Raw genomic sequence first — 18610 nt, forward strand, 5'->3', positions numbered from 1 at the left:
ACCGCACGGTTCATTTCTTCGTCATAAATAGACTTACTTAAAAATGAGAGTGGTATTTATGAAATCAAGATGATCCTCCAGTGTTTGGAACAAAACATCCTCGGATTCCAAGGCATGCTCTAAAAGAACACCCATCTTCTCATCACAGACAAAATCCTCTTTCATAAATTTTTTTGTCAGCATATTTTTGGCTAATTCCCATTTTGCTATATTTTCTTCCATAGTATGCACTAGTTTTTGTTTTGAAGGACAACAGGGCAGATCCTCTAAAAACAATAATAGAACTTTTTTTCTATCCAGGTTCCTGTTAAAAACGGTTCTGGAAAGGGTGAACACATCACGATCTTTGTTTTTCACATAATCATTCAAGGAAATTTGTCCATTTGTATATAAATCAATAAACTTTCGAAGCATAATTCTGCCAGGATACACGATTTGTCCATCGTTGTTATCGATCACTTTCGTTTTATAATTTTCAACGGATTGATTCATGATATAAGGTATTCTAGTGTCTAGATTTCTCAACTCGACATCATTAGGCTCTAGCGTAAAACAGTTAAACTGGCGATTAAAAGCATTAAAAAAATTAGATTTGGAATCCATCCCGATGCTTTTATTTTCTGAATATGCTCTAAATCTCCCGCTATAATTAACCGGATTATCCATATAGTAAAAATCATCATTGGTTTGACCTAATATTAAACAAATATGACTATCTACCACAGAAAGTTCTTCTTTGCTCGGATTTTCTTTAAAGGTCCGGTAGTATGGAACCAGCTTCATCATTGTATTTACATAAACAATCTCTTCTTGTCGGAGTAATGATTCAATATGTTGTATCGCTTGTTGACCATTGTTCTCTATCTCTATTTTATTTTTTTCAATTACATAACAATCAGGACTTTTTATATCATTTATTTGGATATCTATGATTCGATCTTGGACATCAGTCATTAATATCATGGAGAAATCATCAATGTAAGCACTCATTAAGAGTGTTGGGTTTTCAAATCTTTTTCTAAGCATAAAATAAATATTTCTAGTCAAACAATTACCTAAGCTCTGAACTATTTCATTGGGTTTACCACTGGAATCGTAATAGTACTCTTCTTTTAGCACTTCATTCAATTGCAAATGTTATCCCTCCTTTTGTAGTCCATCCCTTCCATCATCTTAAAACACCTTCTGCTATAATTAGCCTCAGCTCTGTACAATACAGAACTGAGGCGTTGCTCATTCACCTGTATGGAGGCCTGCTCTTATTTAAAGATGCGTTGTGAAAACTGATACAGGCCGCTGTTCCAGACAGATGGTTCGTGTCCACCTACATCCAGATACCAGGTATGCGGAATGTTCATGTTGCTCAAGCCGTTTTTGAAATTCTGGCTGACCCATAACAGACCATCACTCGATCCACAGGATAACCACAGCAATTTAAGTTGGCTAGCGACTTGTCCCGGGTTGGAAACCAGCTGCGATACAGATTGCGTATTCGGTGCGGCCGAGAAGGCCCCTACCCAAGCGAAGGTATTCAGATTTTTCAATCCGAAGTTAAGCGACTGCCCACCACCCATGGATAGACCGGCCAACGCACGACTATTGCGGTCTTTGTACACCGGATAATTGGCCTCGATATGAGGAATCAGATCCTTGAGCAGGTCTTGCTCAAACCGTTCAAACGCAGCCACTTTGTCCGGAGCAAAAATGTCACCGACTGGACGGTCGTCCTTCATGGCACGGCCATTCGGCATGACAACAATCATATCTGACAGCTTGCCTTCGGAATACAGGTTGTCCAGAATGTTCTTGGGTTTCATGGCGTTAACCCACTCATACTCATCCCCGCCGATGCCATGCAGGAGATACAGGACGTTATACTTTTTATTCGGAGAATATCCTGGCGGTGTATACACCGTCGCTTTCCGTGTATTGCCTACCGTTGTGGAATAATAGGAGATCAGATTGGTATTTCCGTGCGGAATATTGTTACGATAGGCATCATAACCCGGCGGTGCAGGCACAACCGGAGTGTTAGCCAGCGCATTTTGCCCCGTATTATCCATGGTGCCAGTCGCTCCCTGATCTATCACCGCCTGAATGGGGGTTGGAGCTGCAGTTTCCTGTATATCGGCTGCAGACGCCATCGTTGGTACAAGGAGTGCTGCTGTGATGGAGAGACTCAGAATCTTGGACAAACGTTTTTTCATCAATATCAATCTCCTTTGGAATATGATTTTAAACCGTGTACGAACCTCATAACAGGTCTTTCAGATACACACAAACCCCAATTGAAAGCACTTACATTTTAAAGCAAAGTTCCTCCTTTCCACGCATGAATACGGACCGCCATCCTTCCCCTTTCCCAATACGGAAGTAAAGATCCACGATCCATAATTTACAATGAATTCCAATTACAGTTTTATTATATCACCTCACAAGACTTGTACATCATCAAAAAACTTAAATAACTATATCTTATAGTTTAAAAAGTATACTTCTGCACACCACCATACCGCTATTCGCTTCCCCCAATCCGGATCTCATCATGATATAAAAAAGCCTCAACTCTCCGTGTTCAACGAAAGAATTGAGGCGAACAGATTTCATTTTCAACTTGCCGACGCTGCCTCTGCAACCTCAACAATCTCTGGCCCATGATGTTTACGCTCCATGAACAGACTGAAGAGCAGTCCTAGCAAACCCAATCCGGCAATAACTGCTGCATACAAAGGTACCGAAATAAGTCCCGTATGGGTAATTGCATATCCGCCCAGATAGGCGCCGCCTGCATTCCCCAGGTTAAATGCGGAGTGACTTGATGTTGTCGCCAGCAGTGGCGCTTCGCGGGTCATATTCATGATTCGAATCTGCAATCCTGGCATAATACCAAAAGCCGCCACACCCCAGAAGAATATGGTGATTACCGCGAGATACGGATTCTCCAGCGTAAGTGTAAGTGCAGATAGAAGAACCGCCAGTATACCGAAGTTAACGATTAAGGAAGGCATCAGCTTCCAGTCTGCCAGACGGCCGCCAACCATGTTCCCCAAGGTAACGCCGAATCCGAAGAGCACCAGAATCCAGGTCACATTCTGCTCGGCAAAACCGCTAATGTCCACAAGCATCGGCGTAATGTAAGTAAACACGGCGAACAGACTTCCACATCCCATCGCTCCAACGAGCAGGATCAGTAATACTTGTGGACGAACCAGATTCCGGAATTGCTGGCCGAGGTTCGCTGGTGTACCTTGAGGTAGGACGGGAATGAAACGAATGATGCCAATTAACGAAATGATACCTAAGATCGTAATCGCCCCGAAAGATGAACGCCATCCGAGCTGTTGCCCGATAAACGTACCAAAAGGAACACCAATAATGTTGGCAATCGTGAGCCCTGCGAGAACCACCGATACCGCTCCTGCCCTTCTCTCGGGCGCAACAAGTCGTGTTGCCATGATTGAACCTACACCCAGAAACGTACCATGGGCAAATGCCGTTAATATCCGTGCCGAGATCAGCAACCCGTATGTGGGAGCAATGACAGACAATGCGTTACCGATAATGAAAATGCACATCAGCAGCACCAGCAGTTTTTTCTGCGGAATCTTGTGTGTAAATACGGTCAAAATCGGCGCACCTACCGCTACACCAAGCGCATATCCCGTAATGAGTTGTCCTGCCTGTGGAATGCTTACATTCAGGTCTGTTGCCACATTGGGCAGCAGGCCCATAATAATAAATTCAGTCATACCAATTGCAAAAGCTCCAATCGTCAGGCATAACAGGGATAATGGAAACGCCCCTCGTTTACCGGACTGTGAAGCCTGTGGTTTTGTTGTGTGTCCTGTGGTGCTCATAGATGTTCTCTTCTCCTGTCTCTTCATCAACGATTTTCTGTCGCCTTCAACCATAAGGCATCTGTTAATTGGTCAAACGTTTCACGCATGGCCAGCTTGTCCCGCCAGTGTGCCGGAATACCGCTGAGTCCGTAATAAGCACCCGCGATTTGTCCGTACACCGCACCCGTGGTATCCGCGTCATCACCCAGATTAACAGCTAACAACGCGCCTTCCTCAAAGCTTGAGGACTTATGAAACGCCCATAATGCTGCTTCAAGTGAACGAACCACATAACCGCTGCCTTTAATTTCGGGCGGCTCTTTGCTCTGATAGGAACCCATGACAACCTCTTCAATTGCGGGCGAAAAAGCAGTCTCTTCCCTCCACTGTCGGCATGTCTCCGGCATCAGCATGACGTTCTTCTCCGCTCCGCTCAGGCCAGCAACAAGTATCGCAGCCAGTACCTCACATGCCTCCACACTTTCCGTTGCGGCATGTGTTGTACGGGAGCTCATCCCTGCATAATGGACCGCTTCCTTCGGTCGATTGGCGTAAGCCATTGCGATAGGTGCAAGTCTCATAATAGAGCCATTGCCCGCCGTCATCGGGTCGGTTGTTCCGCTGTAGGCTTCTCCAGTTAACTCAAACCTCTCCAAGGCACTTCGTGTGGCCCCGCCTATGTCGAAGCACATGCCTGTGCTGCTCATATACCCGACTTTGTACCAATTGGTATATCTGCGCATCTGATCCGCAGGATCAAAGTCTGCCTTTCGCACCAAACTTTCTGCCAGACATAGAGCCATAGATGTATCATCTGTCCACTGTCCAGCATCCAGCCCGAATACGCCGCCACCCACGATATCGGTAACAGGTTCAAACGTACCCGGGCTGCTGAATTCCACCGTAGTTCCCAACGCATCACCCGCTGCAAGCCCGACGAAACAACCATCGAAACGATCCTTGTGCAGCATGCTTGTGTTCCTCCCTTACTCCATATACTTTCAGAATCTTTCTTCCATTCTCCCACAGGGTCCAATCCGGCGTAAAGCTAATAAATGCAATAAAACGAGCTTCATTTCTTCTATTATAAAAGTGTCGAAAGCTGTTGAACGATTAGATTCACTCATTTTCATAAAAAAAGTTTTATTTTTTTGCACTGAAAATACAGTTTATTCAGTACACCGCTTACATGCAAAGGGGTTAACGGTTTGCAACGTTTACCATTTTCTGAAAATAAGTCATCCATGTGAAAATTTTCAATGTAAACATTCATGACGTGCTTGACCCTTCTGTTTGTCCTATGTTACGGTTTTATTAGCTTCAAACGCATATTTTCTCCCAATTTATTATTCATTGTAGGTTTGTTGCGTCAACTAACATCCCGCAGTTTAATGAATATACGGGAATGAATTTGCAGAAAATTTTCATTTAACTTTATCCCAAAACTAATTCTGAAACAGGAGGAACAAATTTATGATTAAGGCACTGGTGTTTGATTTCGACGGAACGATTATTGATACAGAGACAGCATGGTATATTGCTTTTCGTGATGCTTACAAGGAACACGGCGTGGATTTAACCCTGGAGATGTACTCACAATGCATCGGTACCAGTCTGAAAACATTTAATCCATATGAGTACCTCATCACAGATTTGAATCTTCCGATTGATCGGGAAGCGTTCAGGGAATCCGTTCAGTTGCAGCACGCTGCATTGATGAACAAAGAGGTGGTTCGTCCGGGCATTCAAGAATATCTTGATCAAGCACGTGAAGCCGGACTAAAACTGGCTGTGGCCTCTAGCTCTAAAAGAGAGTGGGTTGAACAGCATCTGGAACAACTGAAACTGAAAGATTATTTTGAAGTCATCCGTACGGCAGATGATGTTGCCAATGTGAAGCCTGACCCGGAACTTTACAATCAAGCGCTTGAAGCCCTTGGAGTAACTGCAGACGAAGCCGTAGCGATTGAGGATTCACCTAACGGCGCGCGTGCAGCTGCTGCGGCTGGTATGCACTGCGTAGTCATCTCGAATACCATTACAGGAACACTGGAATTCGATATGCCTCACCAACGGCTGTCTTGCTTGACCGACCTTGATTTTAAGGATTTGATCTCGAAGCCACTCGTCACTACCGTCTAAGGTCTGCACGAATTTCGCGATTTAATCCTTAAAGGGGGAGTTCACACATGAAAGCTGTACATTTTGGTGCGGGCAATATAGGCCGCGGTTTTATCGGTCATATGTTGTCCGCTTCCGACTATGAAGTCTGCTTTGTCACACGTAACCCGAAGAAAATCTCCATGCTTCAACAGAGACAGGAATACCCGATTACCTTGGCAAATAGGGATCAGGATACAACGATTGTCAACAATGTGACGGCTATCAATGTGAGTGAGCAGAATCGTGTTGCTGAAGAGATCGCTTCAGCCGATCTGATCACAACCGCCGTGGGTGTATCTGCACTCGGAGATATCGCAGAGCCGATCGCCAAAGGCATTCAACTTCGCATGAAAACCAATAATCAGGCTCCACTGCATATTATCGCTTGCGAGAATGCCATCGGTGGCAGCACCCGGCTGAAGAAACGCATCTATCCATTCCTGGATGAACAAACTCGCAAAAAAGCCGAACGTTATGTTTCTTTCCCCAATGCAGCCGTGGACCGGATTGTTCCGGCTCAAAACCACAAGGACCCGCTGCAGGTCACTGTTGAACCTTTTTATGAATGGGTCGTTCATCGTCCTGCCTTTCTGGATGGTTACAAGGAAATTGATGGTGTCCATTATGTGGATTCCCTTGAACCTTATATTGAGCGTAAAATGTTTACGGTCAATACAGGCCACTGTGTCGCCGCATACTTCGGCTATCTCGAAGGATTCAAGACGATCAGACAGGTCATGAGTCACTCCACCCTTCGGGCCAAGGTCCGCCATGTTATGGAAGAGACGGGTCAGATGCTCATCCAGAAGCACGGATTCAACGCACAGAAGCATAACAAATATATCGATACCATACTGGAGCGCTTCGCCAATCCTAACCTGACGGATCAGGTTACCCGGGTCGGACGTTCCCCCCTTCGCAAGCTTTCGCCTCATGATCGGCTTGTTCGCCCAGCGCTGCAGGCCAGTGAATTCGGAATTGAAATTCCTCATTTAACTTCTGCTATGGCGGCCGCAATGCTGTTCAATGACAAACATGACGAGGAAGCCATCAAGTTACAACACATGATTCGCGAAGATGGCGTCTCTGCCTTCATACGTGAACGCATGGGAATTCCCGACGAACATCCCGTTCATCAGAATGTAATCGCCCGCTATCAGGAACTCAGAGGGCGCAAGGAATCGACTATATTAACCTGATTATACCTATTAGGGATATTGGTTCGATCCCGCAAACTGAATAGAAGCACGGCCAAGAAGCCGGGAGGAACCTATGCATCAGCATCGCTCCTTCCGGCTCTTTGTCTTTGCACGGCATGGTACGTACATTCTATAGTAAAGCAACTTCAATAAAAACAGCGTATCTCCTCTCTCAGGGAAAACACGCTGTTTTATTGATTGTTTTAGTTTACTTAGCTGTTCGGCTTAACCGCGTGGCTCATCCATTTTCTACTACTCATTCATGATGGAATTGAGGGATGCATATGCCATCGGCAGGAAACCTTCAGAAGGTTCACCAATGGGTGCTTGAATGTGGAAAATGAAACCATTACCATCCAGTTCTTTGACAATAAAATACTCTGTTTTCTTATCATTCTGGGACATCATGTACAATCTGGCATCCTTCATCGGGCCGTTGCTGAGTTGTTCAGTCGTTAACTGCTTCACTTCTCCGGTCTCGGACAACTCTTCCTTGGCATCCATCTTCAGCATATCCAGATTGAAGTCCGCAGGCAACTTCTCAATCTCCACCTCATAAGCCGGATCAATCTTCATTGTTAATTCATGATCTTCCGCGTCAAAAGCCATCGGTTCAAAGATATAAAGTGAATAACCTTTTGCTTGTGCCAATGTCACTGGGCGCTTCTCGGTCATTCCTTCTACCGTTACTTCCAGCTCGGACGTCTTCGGGCGATCGGACGTTACAGTACCACCTGCACCAGAACCGTTGTTGTCATCATTTGATTCAATCTTTGCAATCTCTGTAAGTACCAACTGTTTCGTTGTTGCATCAATGGTTTTCTCTACATATTTGAAACGCACGGAATCTTCGTCATCGATATCATCCAGTGACTTCTGCAGATCTTCGCCCACCTGGAAAGACATCGGTTTTTCATTCACTCGAATCTCGATGGTGTGCGGATCAGCCCATCCGGTGAGAATACCTTCCGCTCCTATTGCAGCATGTTCATCCGGCTTTTGCTCCGGTGCTGGTGTCTGTTCTTCCGTATTATTGACAGGTGGTTGTGCAGCAGGACTACTGTTCCCACAGGCCACAAGCGAGAATCCCATAAGTAAAACCAGTAGTGATGTACTAACTTTCATTGTATTTCCTTTTCGCATATGAACACCTCCGTTAGCTTATACGCAATGATGCTTGTCCATGTTGCTTCTCATCCATTGGCTTGGCTGTATACTAGTACTTACACGGGAGAAAGGCAGCTCAATCATGCAAAATGTCAGAACGATTACGGTAGTCCTCTACCTAACTGGCCTGATCCATCTGTACCAGTTTCGCATTGGCTCCGTTAAATGCTTTGGTCTGCAGGTTGAATTGCTTTCGGAATTCAGCAAGCTGCGCATATTCACTATTCCGTACTCGAATGGCTCGCTTGATCTTAACCAGATTAGGTTCCACATTTTCTCTCATCAGGCCATATAACTGCTCATCGGCATTCAGACACAGCTGATATGAAGCTACGAAATTGTCAAAAGCACGTGCTCTTGCTTCATATTGATCCAGCACCTTCTCAGCCTGGGCCAATATTTCCTCGTTTTCAAATGATAGGTCTTTCAGTGAACTGCGCAGAGCTAACGTCTGCTCGCTGGTCTGTTTCATGACCCCTTCGGCCTGCTTCAACAACGTTCTTCGTTCATGAATATGATTTTCCGCCTGATCCAGCAGTGCCTCGAGTTCACTGTTTTTGTCCTTGCCTTTGTCTAAAATGGACTTGTATAACTTCATGTCTTCCTGCTCATGACTGGCCAGAGTCTTCAAACTCTGATCAATCTCCTGTCCGCTGAGTACCAATTGGTTCACCTGATTTGCCGCAGGCTCCTGCGGCTCTCCACAACCACTTGCCAGCAGAATTAGCAATACGCTGACTGCCGCAAGCGCCACTTTTTTACTCGTTAGCACCCAAGTTCTTCCTCTCTTGCATCATCTTGTTGTTATATTACAAGCGGCTATCTCCGCTAAAATTCGCTACCCAGTGTGCATCCGGATCGTATACTTCGAACTCGTAACCCCGATCTTCGAGCAGCTTCAGAATGCGTGGCAAAGCCTGAACCGTCTGCTCCCGCTCATGCATCAGAATCACTTCCTTGTCCCGATGTACACTTTTGCTCACGCGGGCCACAATCTTATCCGGCTGACCAGGAAGATTCCAATCAAGTGAATCTGTCGTCCAGTCCCACATTTTGAACCCGGCCGCCGCAATGTCACCTCTGAACGTTTCACCGATCTGTGGACTGCTGCCATAAGGTGCACGAATAAGATGAGGCGTAAAACCAATCAGGTCCTGCACCATCTTCTGCTCTTTCTTGAACTCTTTCACAAAGTTTGCAGAACTGCCGCTCTTATACAGCTTTTTATAGTTATGCGTCATGCTGTGGAGTCCAGGATAACTTCCTTCTTTTAACAGCCGTTTCACAGCTTCTGGATGTTGATTCAACTGACGTCCGATCATGAAAAAGGTAGCCTTCGCCTCATGCTGCTTCAGAATATCCAGCAATTGTTCCGTATATTCATTTGGCCCATCATCGAACGTTATGTATGCCAATTTGCGAACCTGACCCTGGAACCTTACTGGTTCCTCTTTCGCATCCGGAGTAACTTGTATCATGCCGAGCTTGGCGGGCTGTTCGATTACAGTCATCGGAGGCGGCGCAACAACGCTTTTGATCCAGTGCGTCATTCCAAGGAATACATATGTAATACCGGTAACGAACAGTACCAGGAGCATTAGAGCTATGCTCACCCTTCCATACCGGATTTTTCTTCGTTTATGTGTTTTCGTGCGACTTGTGCTAGGCGGAATACTGCCACGTTCTCCCGCTCTCTCTTGTTGGACTCTCACTGTCATGCCACTTCCTTACTTTCATTTTTTCCCGATTATTGGTATATTATCTCGTTTCATGTCTCTATATAGAAGATTAATAGAAAAATGGATCGGGAGAATGACAGAATAGTTACAAGCCCGGTTACAATCTACTTATCTCTTCGTTCTCTTTATCTTTCCTGCGGTTCCCTTCTCCTGTATAATGAAGTGATTTACGCCATCAGACTTCAAGAAGGAGCCACACCCATGACAAGCTTGAACCGTGCCGGCAGATCCATCTATCTGTTATTCTTTGTCGGCATTATCGCCATTTCTTTTTCTTCGATCTTTGTACGCTGGTCTACCGCAGACGTTGCGGTCATTGCCATGTACCGTCTATTTCTGACCAATCTGCTGATGCTCCCTTTTGTATGGAAATACAGACACGAGATGATGCGTCTGAGCTTACGGCAGTGGGGCTTGCTGCTTGCATCCGGTGTGATGCTGGCCCTTCATTTTCTGCTCTGGATGGGTTCGCTGCGACTGACCAGTGTTGCCAGTTCCACCGTCATTCTCGCGCTGGAGCCTATATTGATTCTCGCGGGTTCGGTATGGCTGTTCAAAGCCAAAATTAACCGCATGATGATCATCGGCATGGGCATCGCCCTGCTTGGATCGATCGTCATTGGTGCAGGAGATTTCCAGTTGGCAGGTACTGCACTGCAAGGTGATATCCTGTCTTTGCTTGGCACAATCGCGGTCGCTGTCCATATGCTGCTGGGTCAATTTTTGCGAGCGGGGCTTAGTGCATTTTCGTATAACTTCTGGGTATTCTTTGTCGCTGCTTGTACGCTGGCGGTATATAATCTGATCATGGGCCATCCTTTTGGGGGTTACGCCGCTTCGGAGTGGGGAATCTTCCTGCTGCTCGCCATTGTGCCAACGATCTTTGGACATTATCTCTTCAACTGGCTGCTTCAATATATGAATGCCACGACGGTATCGATGGGTGTACTTGGGGAACCCGTATTCTCCTCTTTGCTGGCCTGGATGCTGCTCGGCGAATCCCTCAGTGCATTACAGATGTCTGCCGGGGTCGTCATTATATTCGGGGTATGGATCTTCATTCGATATGGCAAAACCAAACCTCAAATGGCATCAGTAGAAGCTTCTGTTACGGGAAAAGGGCCTATTGAACCTACAACGGTATAACGTATCCTTACGTAATGCATAGTTATAAACGACTCTACCACTCTCATAAGGCGGTGTATTTTCATGAAAAATATTGTATCCATGCGCTGGCTGCTCGCCAGAATGTATGAACCGGATGTGGTCATTGCAGATTGCCGATTCTTGCTAGGTCAGCCGGAGGCTGGAAGACAAGCCTATGAAGCTGGACATATTCCAGGGGCTGTCTATCTCGATTTGGAAAAAGATCTGTCTTCTCCTGTGTCTGCGCACGGAGGACGTCACCCGCTCCCTGATCCGGCTGTGCTCGCAAGTCGTCTCTCCAAAGCTGGCATCGGCTCCAATAATCGTATTGTTGCTTATGACGATCAAGGCGGGATGAATGCATCTCGGCTATGGTGGCTGCTTCGCTACATCGGTCATGAACAGGTGTATATCATGGACGAAGGTTTCTCCGCTTGGAAAAACGCCAAGTTCCCGGTGACTACGGATGTGCCCGTTCAGATCCCGTCTTCCTTTGAAGTGAACGTACAGCCACAGATGCTTGCAAGTGTGCAGGATGTGCAACAAGCCTCGGCAAGTGGCAGCTCCGTGTTAATCGACTCTCGCGATGCTCGCCGCTATGCGGGGCTGGAAGAACCCATTGATACCAAGGCAGGACATATTCCAGGTGCGTTGAACTACTTTTGGAAAGACGTGTTGGATTGGGATGGACGTTGGACAGGTGCTGAGGTGTTAGAAGAACGTTTCGAGAAGCTGGACAAGGATGGAGCGATTATTGTGTATTGTGGCTCCGGCGTCTCGGCTTGCCCGAACGTGATTGCGCTGGAAGAAGCGGGTTTCTCAAATGTGAAGTTGTATTCCGGGAGCTGGAGCGACTGGATTACTTGGCAAGATAACCCGATAGCCGTCGGGGACGAAGAAAAGGTGTAATCGACATAGCAGTATGTGATCCGAAGTACATCGCTCATGTGGCGGTGTACTTGTTTTTGTTATGCTCGGGACAAGGTTAACTCAACAACAAGAATCGTTTCAGAGTTTAATCAACATGGATTCAACAATCACTTTAAAATAAGGTCGAATCAGAGAAATTCAGTACTCTTTCATCTGATAAACTATTCCATAATAGGACAAGCACATAGAACGGCTTGCTTGAGATGGTGCCACATGTGAAAATCGATCAGTAAATAGAGAAACTACGCTTGTAGCTGCAAACAATCGCCATCAAGTCAGAATATGTTTCCAACCTGACTTAATAGCAGACCCAAGAGACAAACAAGGACAATAGCTGGTACTGTTTGCTTAAAAGTATCCTTGACACGTACATGAGCAATAATGGCTCCTATCATAGTGAATGTTAGCCATAGGCCGGCCATTGCGGCCCACTTCATGTTCAAGAAGCCTGCTATTAACCCAGCCGTCCCGATTACCTGCACGATACCTGTTACTACTCGAAACCATTGAGGCAGCAGCAGCTTTTTAAAGTTTTCTACATGCATTGGCAAACCATATATTTTACCAATGCCTGAGAGCAGGAATATTACAATAAGAATGGACTGTAACAGCGTTGTTATGATTGTCATTTTTACCATCTCCTCATTATTTTTTTTTACCAATAAACAAAGTGCCAATAGCTATAGCTGCAATCAATGTGCCCAAAATTAGTGAGCAGATCAGCTCTAGAATAGTTAATCTATTGTCTGCGCATATACGAAAGAAAAAAAATATACTGGACGGAATCGACAGGGTGATTGCCGTTAGCAATCCCGGCGAATATTCCCGAAAATGAATGGTTGTTACCACATGGAATAGTGCATTCAAACCAATATGCAATTGAACAGCTGCTGCCAGGACAACCCAATTGCCGTGGTAACCGACCAGAGAGGATTGATACGAGATAAGCAGGACCAAGAGAATGATAACTGTTTGAATCAGGGCATGTTTGTAAGTCGACATCGGAGCAAAGTGACGTGTTGTCCATGTGGAAAAACAGGGAAGCTCTTCAATGGTGTGGAACAGTAAAGCAACATAAGGCAACCAAAAAATAATGTGCAAATCAAGAACCATCATTATTCACTCCTCGTAAAGATTCATACCGTATTGTTTGAACGTTCAATCAAATTTGAGCGAAAAAAATTTGATTATTTCGATAGATATGTCTCTAACAGCTCAGCTAAAGTATTGTAGGCAGCGTCGATATCGAAATTGGGGTCAGCCATTTGTTCAAGAGCCAGACCATCAATCGTTACATTAATAATCGATGCCAGCGCCTTTTTATTAATGTCCTCTTTTATCGGCAGCATGCTCATCGTCTGCATCACTTGGTTCCTGCCAGCTTCAAGGCTTTTTCGGATTTCCATACGACCTGCTTCGCTTCTCAGGCCAATTGCAAATAGCTCAAAGCGAAGACGATGCCAATCGGGGTACGCGTTCACCATGTTTTTGGGAACGGATAACGCAAGGCGCAGAAAGCTTTCATTTACCGGTATTCCTGAAATTTTTTGCATTTCTTCAATGTATCTGGCGCTCTCCAGACGAAACACTTCAAACATTAAATCCTCTTTGCTAGGAAAATAATAATTGATCAGCCCTTGCGATATACCTGCCTTCTTGGCAATCTCTTTCATAGATGTCTTCTCAAAGCCCTGCTCAGCTAATACCTGATAAGCAGCATCAACAATTTTACCTTGGGTAGCTCCAATTTTCTCTTTAATGTTTACCATCACCTTTGTATGAACGTTCAAACAAATTATAGCAAAACAAATTGAACTGTCAACAATTTCTGGCAAATAAATAGGTCAACAATCACTTTTCTGAATGACGAAGGAACTTTTCACTGGTCGTTGTAAGGGTGTCTACATGGCGTTTTTCGTCGCTCCTACTCTTGCGGGGCGAGGTCTCGCTCTCCGCGCACAAAATCTTGCGCGAGTCTGCACTTCTCTGATGGCTCTGCTATGCTACACTACGGTCCTTCATGGCAGCGCCTTGAGCACCAAGCCGCCATCATCCATGGTCTTAAGCCAATGAAGCCAACGAGTGGCCGATTTTGTATACAGGCGAGAACTCGCAGTTGAAAACATTTTCAGGGTAGAATCGACAGCTGGAGCGACTGGATCAGTTATGAGGAGAATCCGGTGGCTACGGGGGAAAAATAAAGACTAAGAGCCCACGTCAAACGTGGGCTTCTTTGTGCTTTCATTATATTTATGTAGAATTTTAGATGCTTACATTTCCGACTTCTGTAACGTTCAGATTCAGCTTATGTTTTCGGCATACTTCGTAAAAATCTGTTGAAACAATGGGGTTGAAGATATTTATATAATCCAGCATAAAAAATTCATGCTCGCCAATTCGCTCTTCATGAAGGCAGATTCGAGATACAACTTTGACGATCTTACGTGGAGGCTGTTGTCCCCTCTGGCAACGGATTCTCTATCGCCAAATAATTCATATCTAATGTGGGAGTGAAGGTTGTTCCGCCACTAATAAACCCTCTACGTGGATATTGAGATTCCAGAAAATAATAGTTCAAAGAATGATGTCTCCTTTCCGAATGAAGTGCCTTTCAATCAATTATAAAGTAATCCGTAAGTCAGATCTGACTAGATGTAAACGGAGAAGTTACTTTACAATATAATCTCAGTGTCTTACTTAATGTCAACAGAGAGTCAACTTGCATGCAAAAAAATAGGGGCCGGGTTACTCGCTAGCGTGAGTACCCTGCCCCTTGCTTTGATATACATATTAATATACAGACCTTAATCAACACTTTAACAGATCGAAAAGAAACAGTCTATACTTTTGGAAAAATGTTCTATATATTTAGGTTGCTGGCCGGCAAAATACAGTTGAAACGGAGCATAAATCGATGATTTCCAACAACCATCTTACTCGTGAAGAATTACAGGATTATGTGCACAATGTATTTGGTGCCAGTTACCTCATAACGCAGAGCGCAAGAATTCATGGCGGTGCACAAAAAGTCATTTACAAAATTGACTGCACGAATGGTTTCACTTGTATGCTGTACGTTTGGGATATTTCCAGCAACTATTTTCAGGAAGAGATCTTGAATGACCCCACTTTCCACAGTTCCTATGGCAGCGAACTTTTCTCTTTGAACACTCGCTTTCTCGCTCAACATGGAATTCGAACACCAACCTTGTATGATCTGAATAACGATAGAGACCGGAACTCTTATGATTTTGCTCTTGTTGAGTATGTGGATGGACAGAAAGCCGAAGCCTATTTCCAGCATAAACATCACAAAGATCAGGCTGAATTGTTTCAACGGATCAGGGATATGTTGTCTAATATGCATGGAATCCAAAGAAACGTTTATGGAAACGCCAACAATATCAGAAAAAAGGCTGGGCCTTGCTACCAAGTTCAGCGGTTGGATGCCGAAACAGCCTTATCCTATGCATCCAAGCACATGACAGATATCAGGAAAAATGACGAAAGGCTGCTTGAGAAACTTTACGAATTGGAAGCAGCAATTCAACCCAGAGATCTCTATAGTTTCATTCATGGAGAGTTAGGTCCAGATCATATATGGATAGATCATGCTATGCAACCATGCCTTATTGATATTGAGGGCGCAGGATTCTTCGATCTCGAATATGAGCATAGTTTTCTGGAGTTTCGATTTGGAGACTTGTATCACTACTTAGAAAATAACGATCTCGACCCGGAGCGGATGACATTTTATCGATTTTGCCATCATTTGTCCTTGATATCAGGAGGATTGAAACTGCTTCACAGACAATTCCCGGATCAGCAATTCGCTAGAGGCCTCGCGGAGTATCATGCCAGATGCGCAGTTCAGATGCTTGACCATAAACATGAATATGAATATAAGCCTGGAAGGAGATTTGAGCATGGAATTTATTTACGAAGATGAAAAACTTGCAGTGAGCGTTATTCAAGCCATTCACACTGGAGATATTCCATCGATACAGCGGTGCTAAATCTGCTAGCGAGATTCACAGGCAGATGAATGGCTAGGTTGGATGTACCAACTCCCAGTGGCTGCAAACATGAAAAGGTGCGAAAAAGCGGAAATGACTGGATCAGTCTATGAGGAGAACCCGGTGGCTACCGGAGAGGAATAAATGCAAAGAAGCCCACATCCTATACGGACTCGGAAAGAAGCATTCTTTTACTACGGATAAGACAGCATAAATACACAAAAGCCCAGCACATTGTGTCAGGCTGCATTTCCACTTCTTCGCCCGTTCAGCTTCTAGCTTATGGGCAAATTCTTGCATATTTTCAAAACCAAATTCAAATCATATGGGGAGTGGAATACTTTCGCCCAAGTACAAAAAACGGCAGATTGTTAATCAAAGGAGATTTCCAAATGAAAGCTGCAGTTGTGACAAAGGACAAGAGGGTCAGTGTAGAGGAAAAACAACTGCGCCCCCTGAAACATCGCGAAGCTCTCGTTCAAACTGAATATTGCGGAGTGTGCCACACGGACTTACATGTAAAAAATGCGGATTTTGGTGACGTTACGGGCAGGGTTCTCGGTCATGAAGGCGTTGGAAAAGTCATTCAATTAGGGGAAGGGGTAACCAGCCTAAGCATCGGCGATCGAGTCAGCATTGCCTGGTTGTTCGAAAGCTGCGGTCACTGCGAGTATTGCTTGACCGGGCGGGAAACGCTGTGCCGTGTGGTCAAGAATGCAGGTTACACGGTAGATGGCGCAATGGCGGAACAATGCATCGTTACGGCCGATTATGCGGTAAAGGTACCGGATAATCTCGATCCTGCTGCTGCAACCAGCGTAACTTGCGCCGGGGTTACCACCTATAAAGCGGTAAAAGTAAGCAATATCCAACCAGGGCAGTGGATCGGTATTTTCGGCATCGGTGGTTTGGGTAACCTGGCTGTGCAGTATGCAAAACATGTGTTCAATGCCAAAGTCATAGCCTTTGACATCAGTGAAGACAAACTGGAATTGGCGCTGAAGGTCGGTGCCGACCATGTGGTTAACAGCTTGAAGGACGATCCGGTCTCCAGAGCCAAAGAGTTAACAAACGGGTATGGACTGGATGCAACCGTAGTTACCGCTGTTGCGAAAACGCCTTTTAATCAAGCCATCGATGTTGTAAAAGCAGGCGCTCGGGTCGTCGCGGTGGGACTTCCGACGGACAAGATGGATCTTGATATTCCACGCCTCGTTCTCGACGGCATACAAGTCATCGGCTCCTTGGTTGGCACGCGGGAAGACTTGAAGGAGGCTTTCCAGTTTGCCGCAGAAGGAAAAGTCGTTCCCATCGTAAGCAAACGTCCGCTTGAAGACATTAACCACATCTTCAAGGAGATGGAACAAGGCAAAATCCAGGGACGCATGGTCATTGATTTTACGAAGTAATGCGACCAGAATGTCAGATCCGATTGTAACCCGGGGACCAGTTGAAGCTTTAGGTTAACCCCAATGTCCTGAACGCTGACAGGCTATGATTATAAATCATAGTCTGTTTTTTTGTCCTGTTACCCTACAGTCAGAGCCTTCGTACACATTTCATAAACTGTTTCAAATTCCCAAGTAGCCAGAGCGCTTGTTCGTATGATCCTTCAATGTATCTACTGGCCTCACATGTCGCTTTCCTCCCTCCATGCATACTAAGCCGCTAAAATAGCGACTTGGTATGAAACGATGTGGAGTAATACTTCTCGGATTTATTTTACGATGACGATGATCATCTTTCAAACGTTGCCATGATCACTGCTCTGCCTAAAGTATGAGTAAGCATGTTAAAGCCTAGAAAAGCGGGTGTTGCATCAGCCGTAATACCTATATCCTCAACATCCAAAGCATGAACGATAAAAAAGTAACGATGCGGTCCATCTCCAACGGGTGGTGCAGCACCAATGAAACCTGTAAACGAGGCGTCGTTTTTCAATTGAATAGCTCCATTAGGCAAACCAGTGCCCTCCTCACTTCCTGCTCCAGTTGCCAATGCTGTCACGTTAGCGGGGATATTATAGACAGACCAGTGCCAAAATCCTGATCCCGTTGGAGCATCGGGGTCATACACCGTAACTGCGTAACTTTTTGTCCCTACCGGGGCGCCGGACCATCTCAATTCAGGTGAAATATCTTGTCCGCCTTCTACCCCAAATTTTCCGGAAAGCTGTGGAGTGGATAATACATTATTTTCAGAGATATCCGAACTTGTCATATTAAAGCTGGCTACTTCAGGCAATCTTGCAAACGGATTATTTTGCTCGTTTTTCATTTTGAACCTCCAGGTTATATGGGCTTGTATTTAGGGACGGCCGTTCCTGCTTCGAAGTATATCAAACATTAAACCATTGTAAAAATAGATAGTTCGAATTATAATCATTGTGATTTCGAATGATTGGAGAGACA

The 18610-nt window shown here is 45.1% G+C and carries 18 protein-coding genes; 6 read left to right on the forward strand and 12 right to left on the reverse strand.

From position 1 onward, the window contains the following. Nucleotides 1-33: 33 nt before the first annotated feature. The 4 genes from AC1S8V_RS21575 to AC1S8V_RS21590 form a co-directional block, all read right to left on the reverse strand. On the reverse strand, nucleotides 34-1134 hold the full coding sequence (locus tag AC1S8V_RS21575; protein ID WP_482070682.1) for a hypothetical protein: 1101 nt from the start codon (nucleotides 1132-1134) through the stop codon (nucleotides 34-36). A 125-nt stretch (nucleotides 1135-1259) separates the two neighbouring features. Next, nucleotides 1260-2207, reverse strand: a complete 948-nt coding sequence (locus AC1S8V_RS21580; protein WP_482070683.1) for an alpha/beta hydrolase — start codon at nucleotides 2205-2207, stop codon at nucleotides 1260-1262. A 402-nt stretch (nucleotides 2208-2609) separates the two neighbouring features. Further along, complete coding sequence (locus AC1S8V_RS21585; RefSeq protein ID WP_482070684.1) at nucleotides 2610-3857, reverse strand: MFS transporter; 1248 nt, start codon at nucleotides 3855-3857, stop codon at nucleotides 2610-2612. Nucleotides 3858-3883: 26 nt separating this feature from the next. Beyond that, on the reverse strand, nucleotides 3884-4810 hold the full coding sequence (locus AC1S8V_RS21590; RefSeq protein WP_482070685.1) for an ADP-ribosylglycohydrolase family protein: 927 nt from the start codon (nucleotides 4808-4810) through the stop codon (nucleotides 3884-3886). 502 nt (nucleotides 4811-5312) lie between these two features. On the opposite strand from AC1S8V_RS21590, the gene AC1S8V_RS21595 reads away from it, so the two are divergent. Then, nucleotides 5313-5981, forward strand: a complete 669-nt coding sequence (locus tag AC1S8V_RS21595; RefSeq protein WP_482070686.1) for an HAD family hydrolase — start codon at nucleotides 5313-5315, stop codon at nucleotides 5979-5981. A gap of 47 nt (nucleotides 5982-6028) precedes the next feature. Then, on the forward strand, nucleotides 6029-7201 hold the full coding sequence (locus tag AC1S8V_RS21600; protein ID WP_482070687.1) for a mannitol-1-phosphate 5-dehydrogenase: 1173 nt from the start codon (nucleotides 6029-6031) through the stop codon (nucleotides 7199-7201). Between the two features lie 252 nt (nucleotides 7202-7453). On the opposite strand, the gene AC1S8V_RS21605 is transcribed toward AC1S8V_RS21600, so the two are convergent. From AC1S8V_RS21605 to AC1S8V_RS21615, 3 genes are all read right to left on the reverse strand, one after another. Then, nucleotides 7454-8344 carry a bromodomain-containing protein gene (locus tag AC1S8V_RS21605; RefSeq protein WP_482070688.1) on the reverse strand — a complete coding sequence of 297 codons (891 nt, stop codon included), beginning with the start codon at nucleotides 8342-8344 and terminating at the stop codon, nucleotides 7454-7456. Nucleotides 8345-8486: 142 nt separating this feature from the next. Next, nucleotides 8487-9140 (reverse strand): YkyA family protein, encoded by a 654-nt coding sequence (locus AC1S8V_RS21610; protein WP_482070689.1) that lies wholly within the window; start codon nucleotides 9138-9140, stop codon nucleotides 8487-8489. Between the two features lie 37 nt (nucleotides 9141-9177). After that, on the reverse strand, nucleotides 9178-10086 hold the full coding sequence (locus tag AC1S8V_RS21615) for a polysaccharide deacetylase family protein (protein ID WP_482070690.1): 909 nt from the start codon (nucleotides 10084-10086) through the stop codon (nucleotides 9178-9180). Nucleotides 10087-10308: 222 nt separating this feature from the next. Here AC1S8V_RS21615 and AC1S8V_RS21620 point away from each other — a divergent pair, with 222 nt between their 5' ends. Further along, nucleotides 10309-11253, forward strand: coding sequence for a DMT family transporter (locus AC1S8V_RS21620; protein ID WP_482070691.1), 945 nt, complete (start codon nucleotides 10309-10311; stop codon nucleotides 11251-11253). A gap of 63 nt (nucleotides 11254-11316) precedes the next feature. Continuing rightward, the gene (locus tag AC1S8V_RS21625) at nucleotides 11317-12162 is read left to right on the forward strand and encodes a sulfurtransferase (protein WP_482070692.1); all 846 of its coding nucleotides are present in this window, start codon (nucleotides 11317-11319) and stop codon (nucleotides 12160-12162) included. Between the two features lie 296 nt (nucleotides 12163-12458). Here AC1S8V_RS21625 and AC1S8V_RS21630 read toward each other — a convergent pair whose 3' ends face one another. The 4 genes from AC1S8V_RS21630 to AC1S8V_RS21645 all read right to left on the reverse strand — a co-directional run bounded on the left by AC1S8V_RS21630 (nucleotide 12459) and on the right by AC1S8V_RS21645 (nucleotide 14761). Further along, complete coding sequence (locus AC1S8V_RS21630; RefSeq protein WP_482070693.1) at nucleotides 12459-12812, reverse strand: DoxX family protein; 354 nt, start codon at nucleotides 12810-12812, stop codon at nucleotides 12459-12461. A 16-nt stretch (nucleotides 12813-12828) separates the two neighbouring features. Then, the gene (locus AC1S8V_RS21635; RefSeq protein WP_482070694.1) at nucleotides 12829-13299 is read right to left on the reverse strand and encodes an HXXEE domain-containing protein; all 471 of its coding nucleotides are present in this window, start codon (nucleotides 13297-13299) and stop codon (nucleotides 12829-12831) included. 71 nt (nucleotides 13300-13370) lie between these two features. Continuing rightward, the gene (locus AC1S8V_RS21640; protein ID WP_482070695.1) at nucleotides 13371-14018 is read right to left on the reverse strand and encodes a TetR/AcrR family transcriptional regulator; all 648 of its coding nucleotides are present in this window, start codon (nucleotides 14016-14018) and stop codon (nucleotides 13371-13373) included. Nucleotides 14019-14623: 605 nt separating this feature from the next. Beyond that, entirely contained in the window at nucleotides 14624-14761 is a 138-nt protein-coding gene (locus AC1S8V_RS21645; protein ID WP_482070696.1) for a hypothetical protein, read from the reverse strand. 336 nt (nucleotides 14762-15097) lie between these two features. Here AC1S8V_RS21645 and AC1S8V_RS21650 point away from each other — a divergent pair, with 336 nt between their 5' ends. Together AC1S8V_RS21650 and adhP are read left to right on the forward strand one after the other, a co-directional pair. Continuing rightward, the gene (locus tag AC1S8V_RS21650) at nucleotides 15098-16132 is read left to right on the forward strand and encodes a phosphotransferase (RefSeq protein WP_482070697.1); all 1035 of its coding nucleotides are present in this window, start codon (nucleotides 15098-15100) and stop codon (nucleotides 16130-16132) included. 459 nt (nucleotides 16133-16591) lie between these two features. Continuing rightward, nucleotides 16592-17608: an alcohol dehydrogenase AdhP gene (adhP, locus tag AC1S8V_RS21655; protein ID WP_482070698.1), complete on the forward strand. Its 1017-nt coding sequence runs from the start codon at nucleotides 16592-16594 to the stop codon at nucleotides 17606-17608. 328 nt (nucleotides 17609-17936) lie between these two features. On the opposite strand, the gene AC1S8V_RS21660 is transcribed toward adhP, so the two are convergent. Continuing rightward, nucleotides 17937-18476: a YbhB/YbcL family Raf kinase inhibitor-like protein gene (locus tag AC1S8V_RS21660; RefSeq protein WP_482070699.1), complete on the reverse strand. Its 540-nt coding sequence runs from the start codon at nucleotides 18474-18476 to the stop codon at nucleotides 17937-17939. Between the last annotated feature and the right edge of the window lie 134 nt (nucleotides 18477-18610).

The organism is Paenibacillus sp. B46(2026), assembly GCF_056786355.1.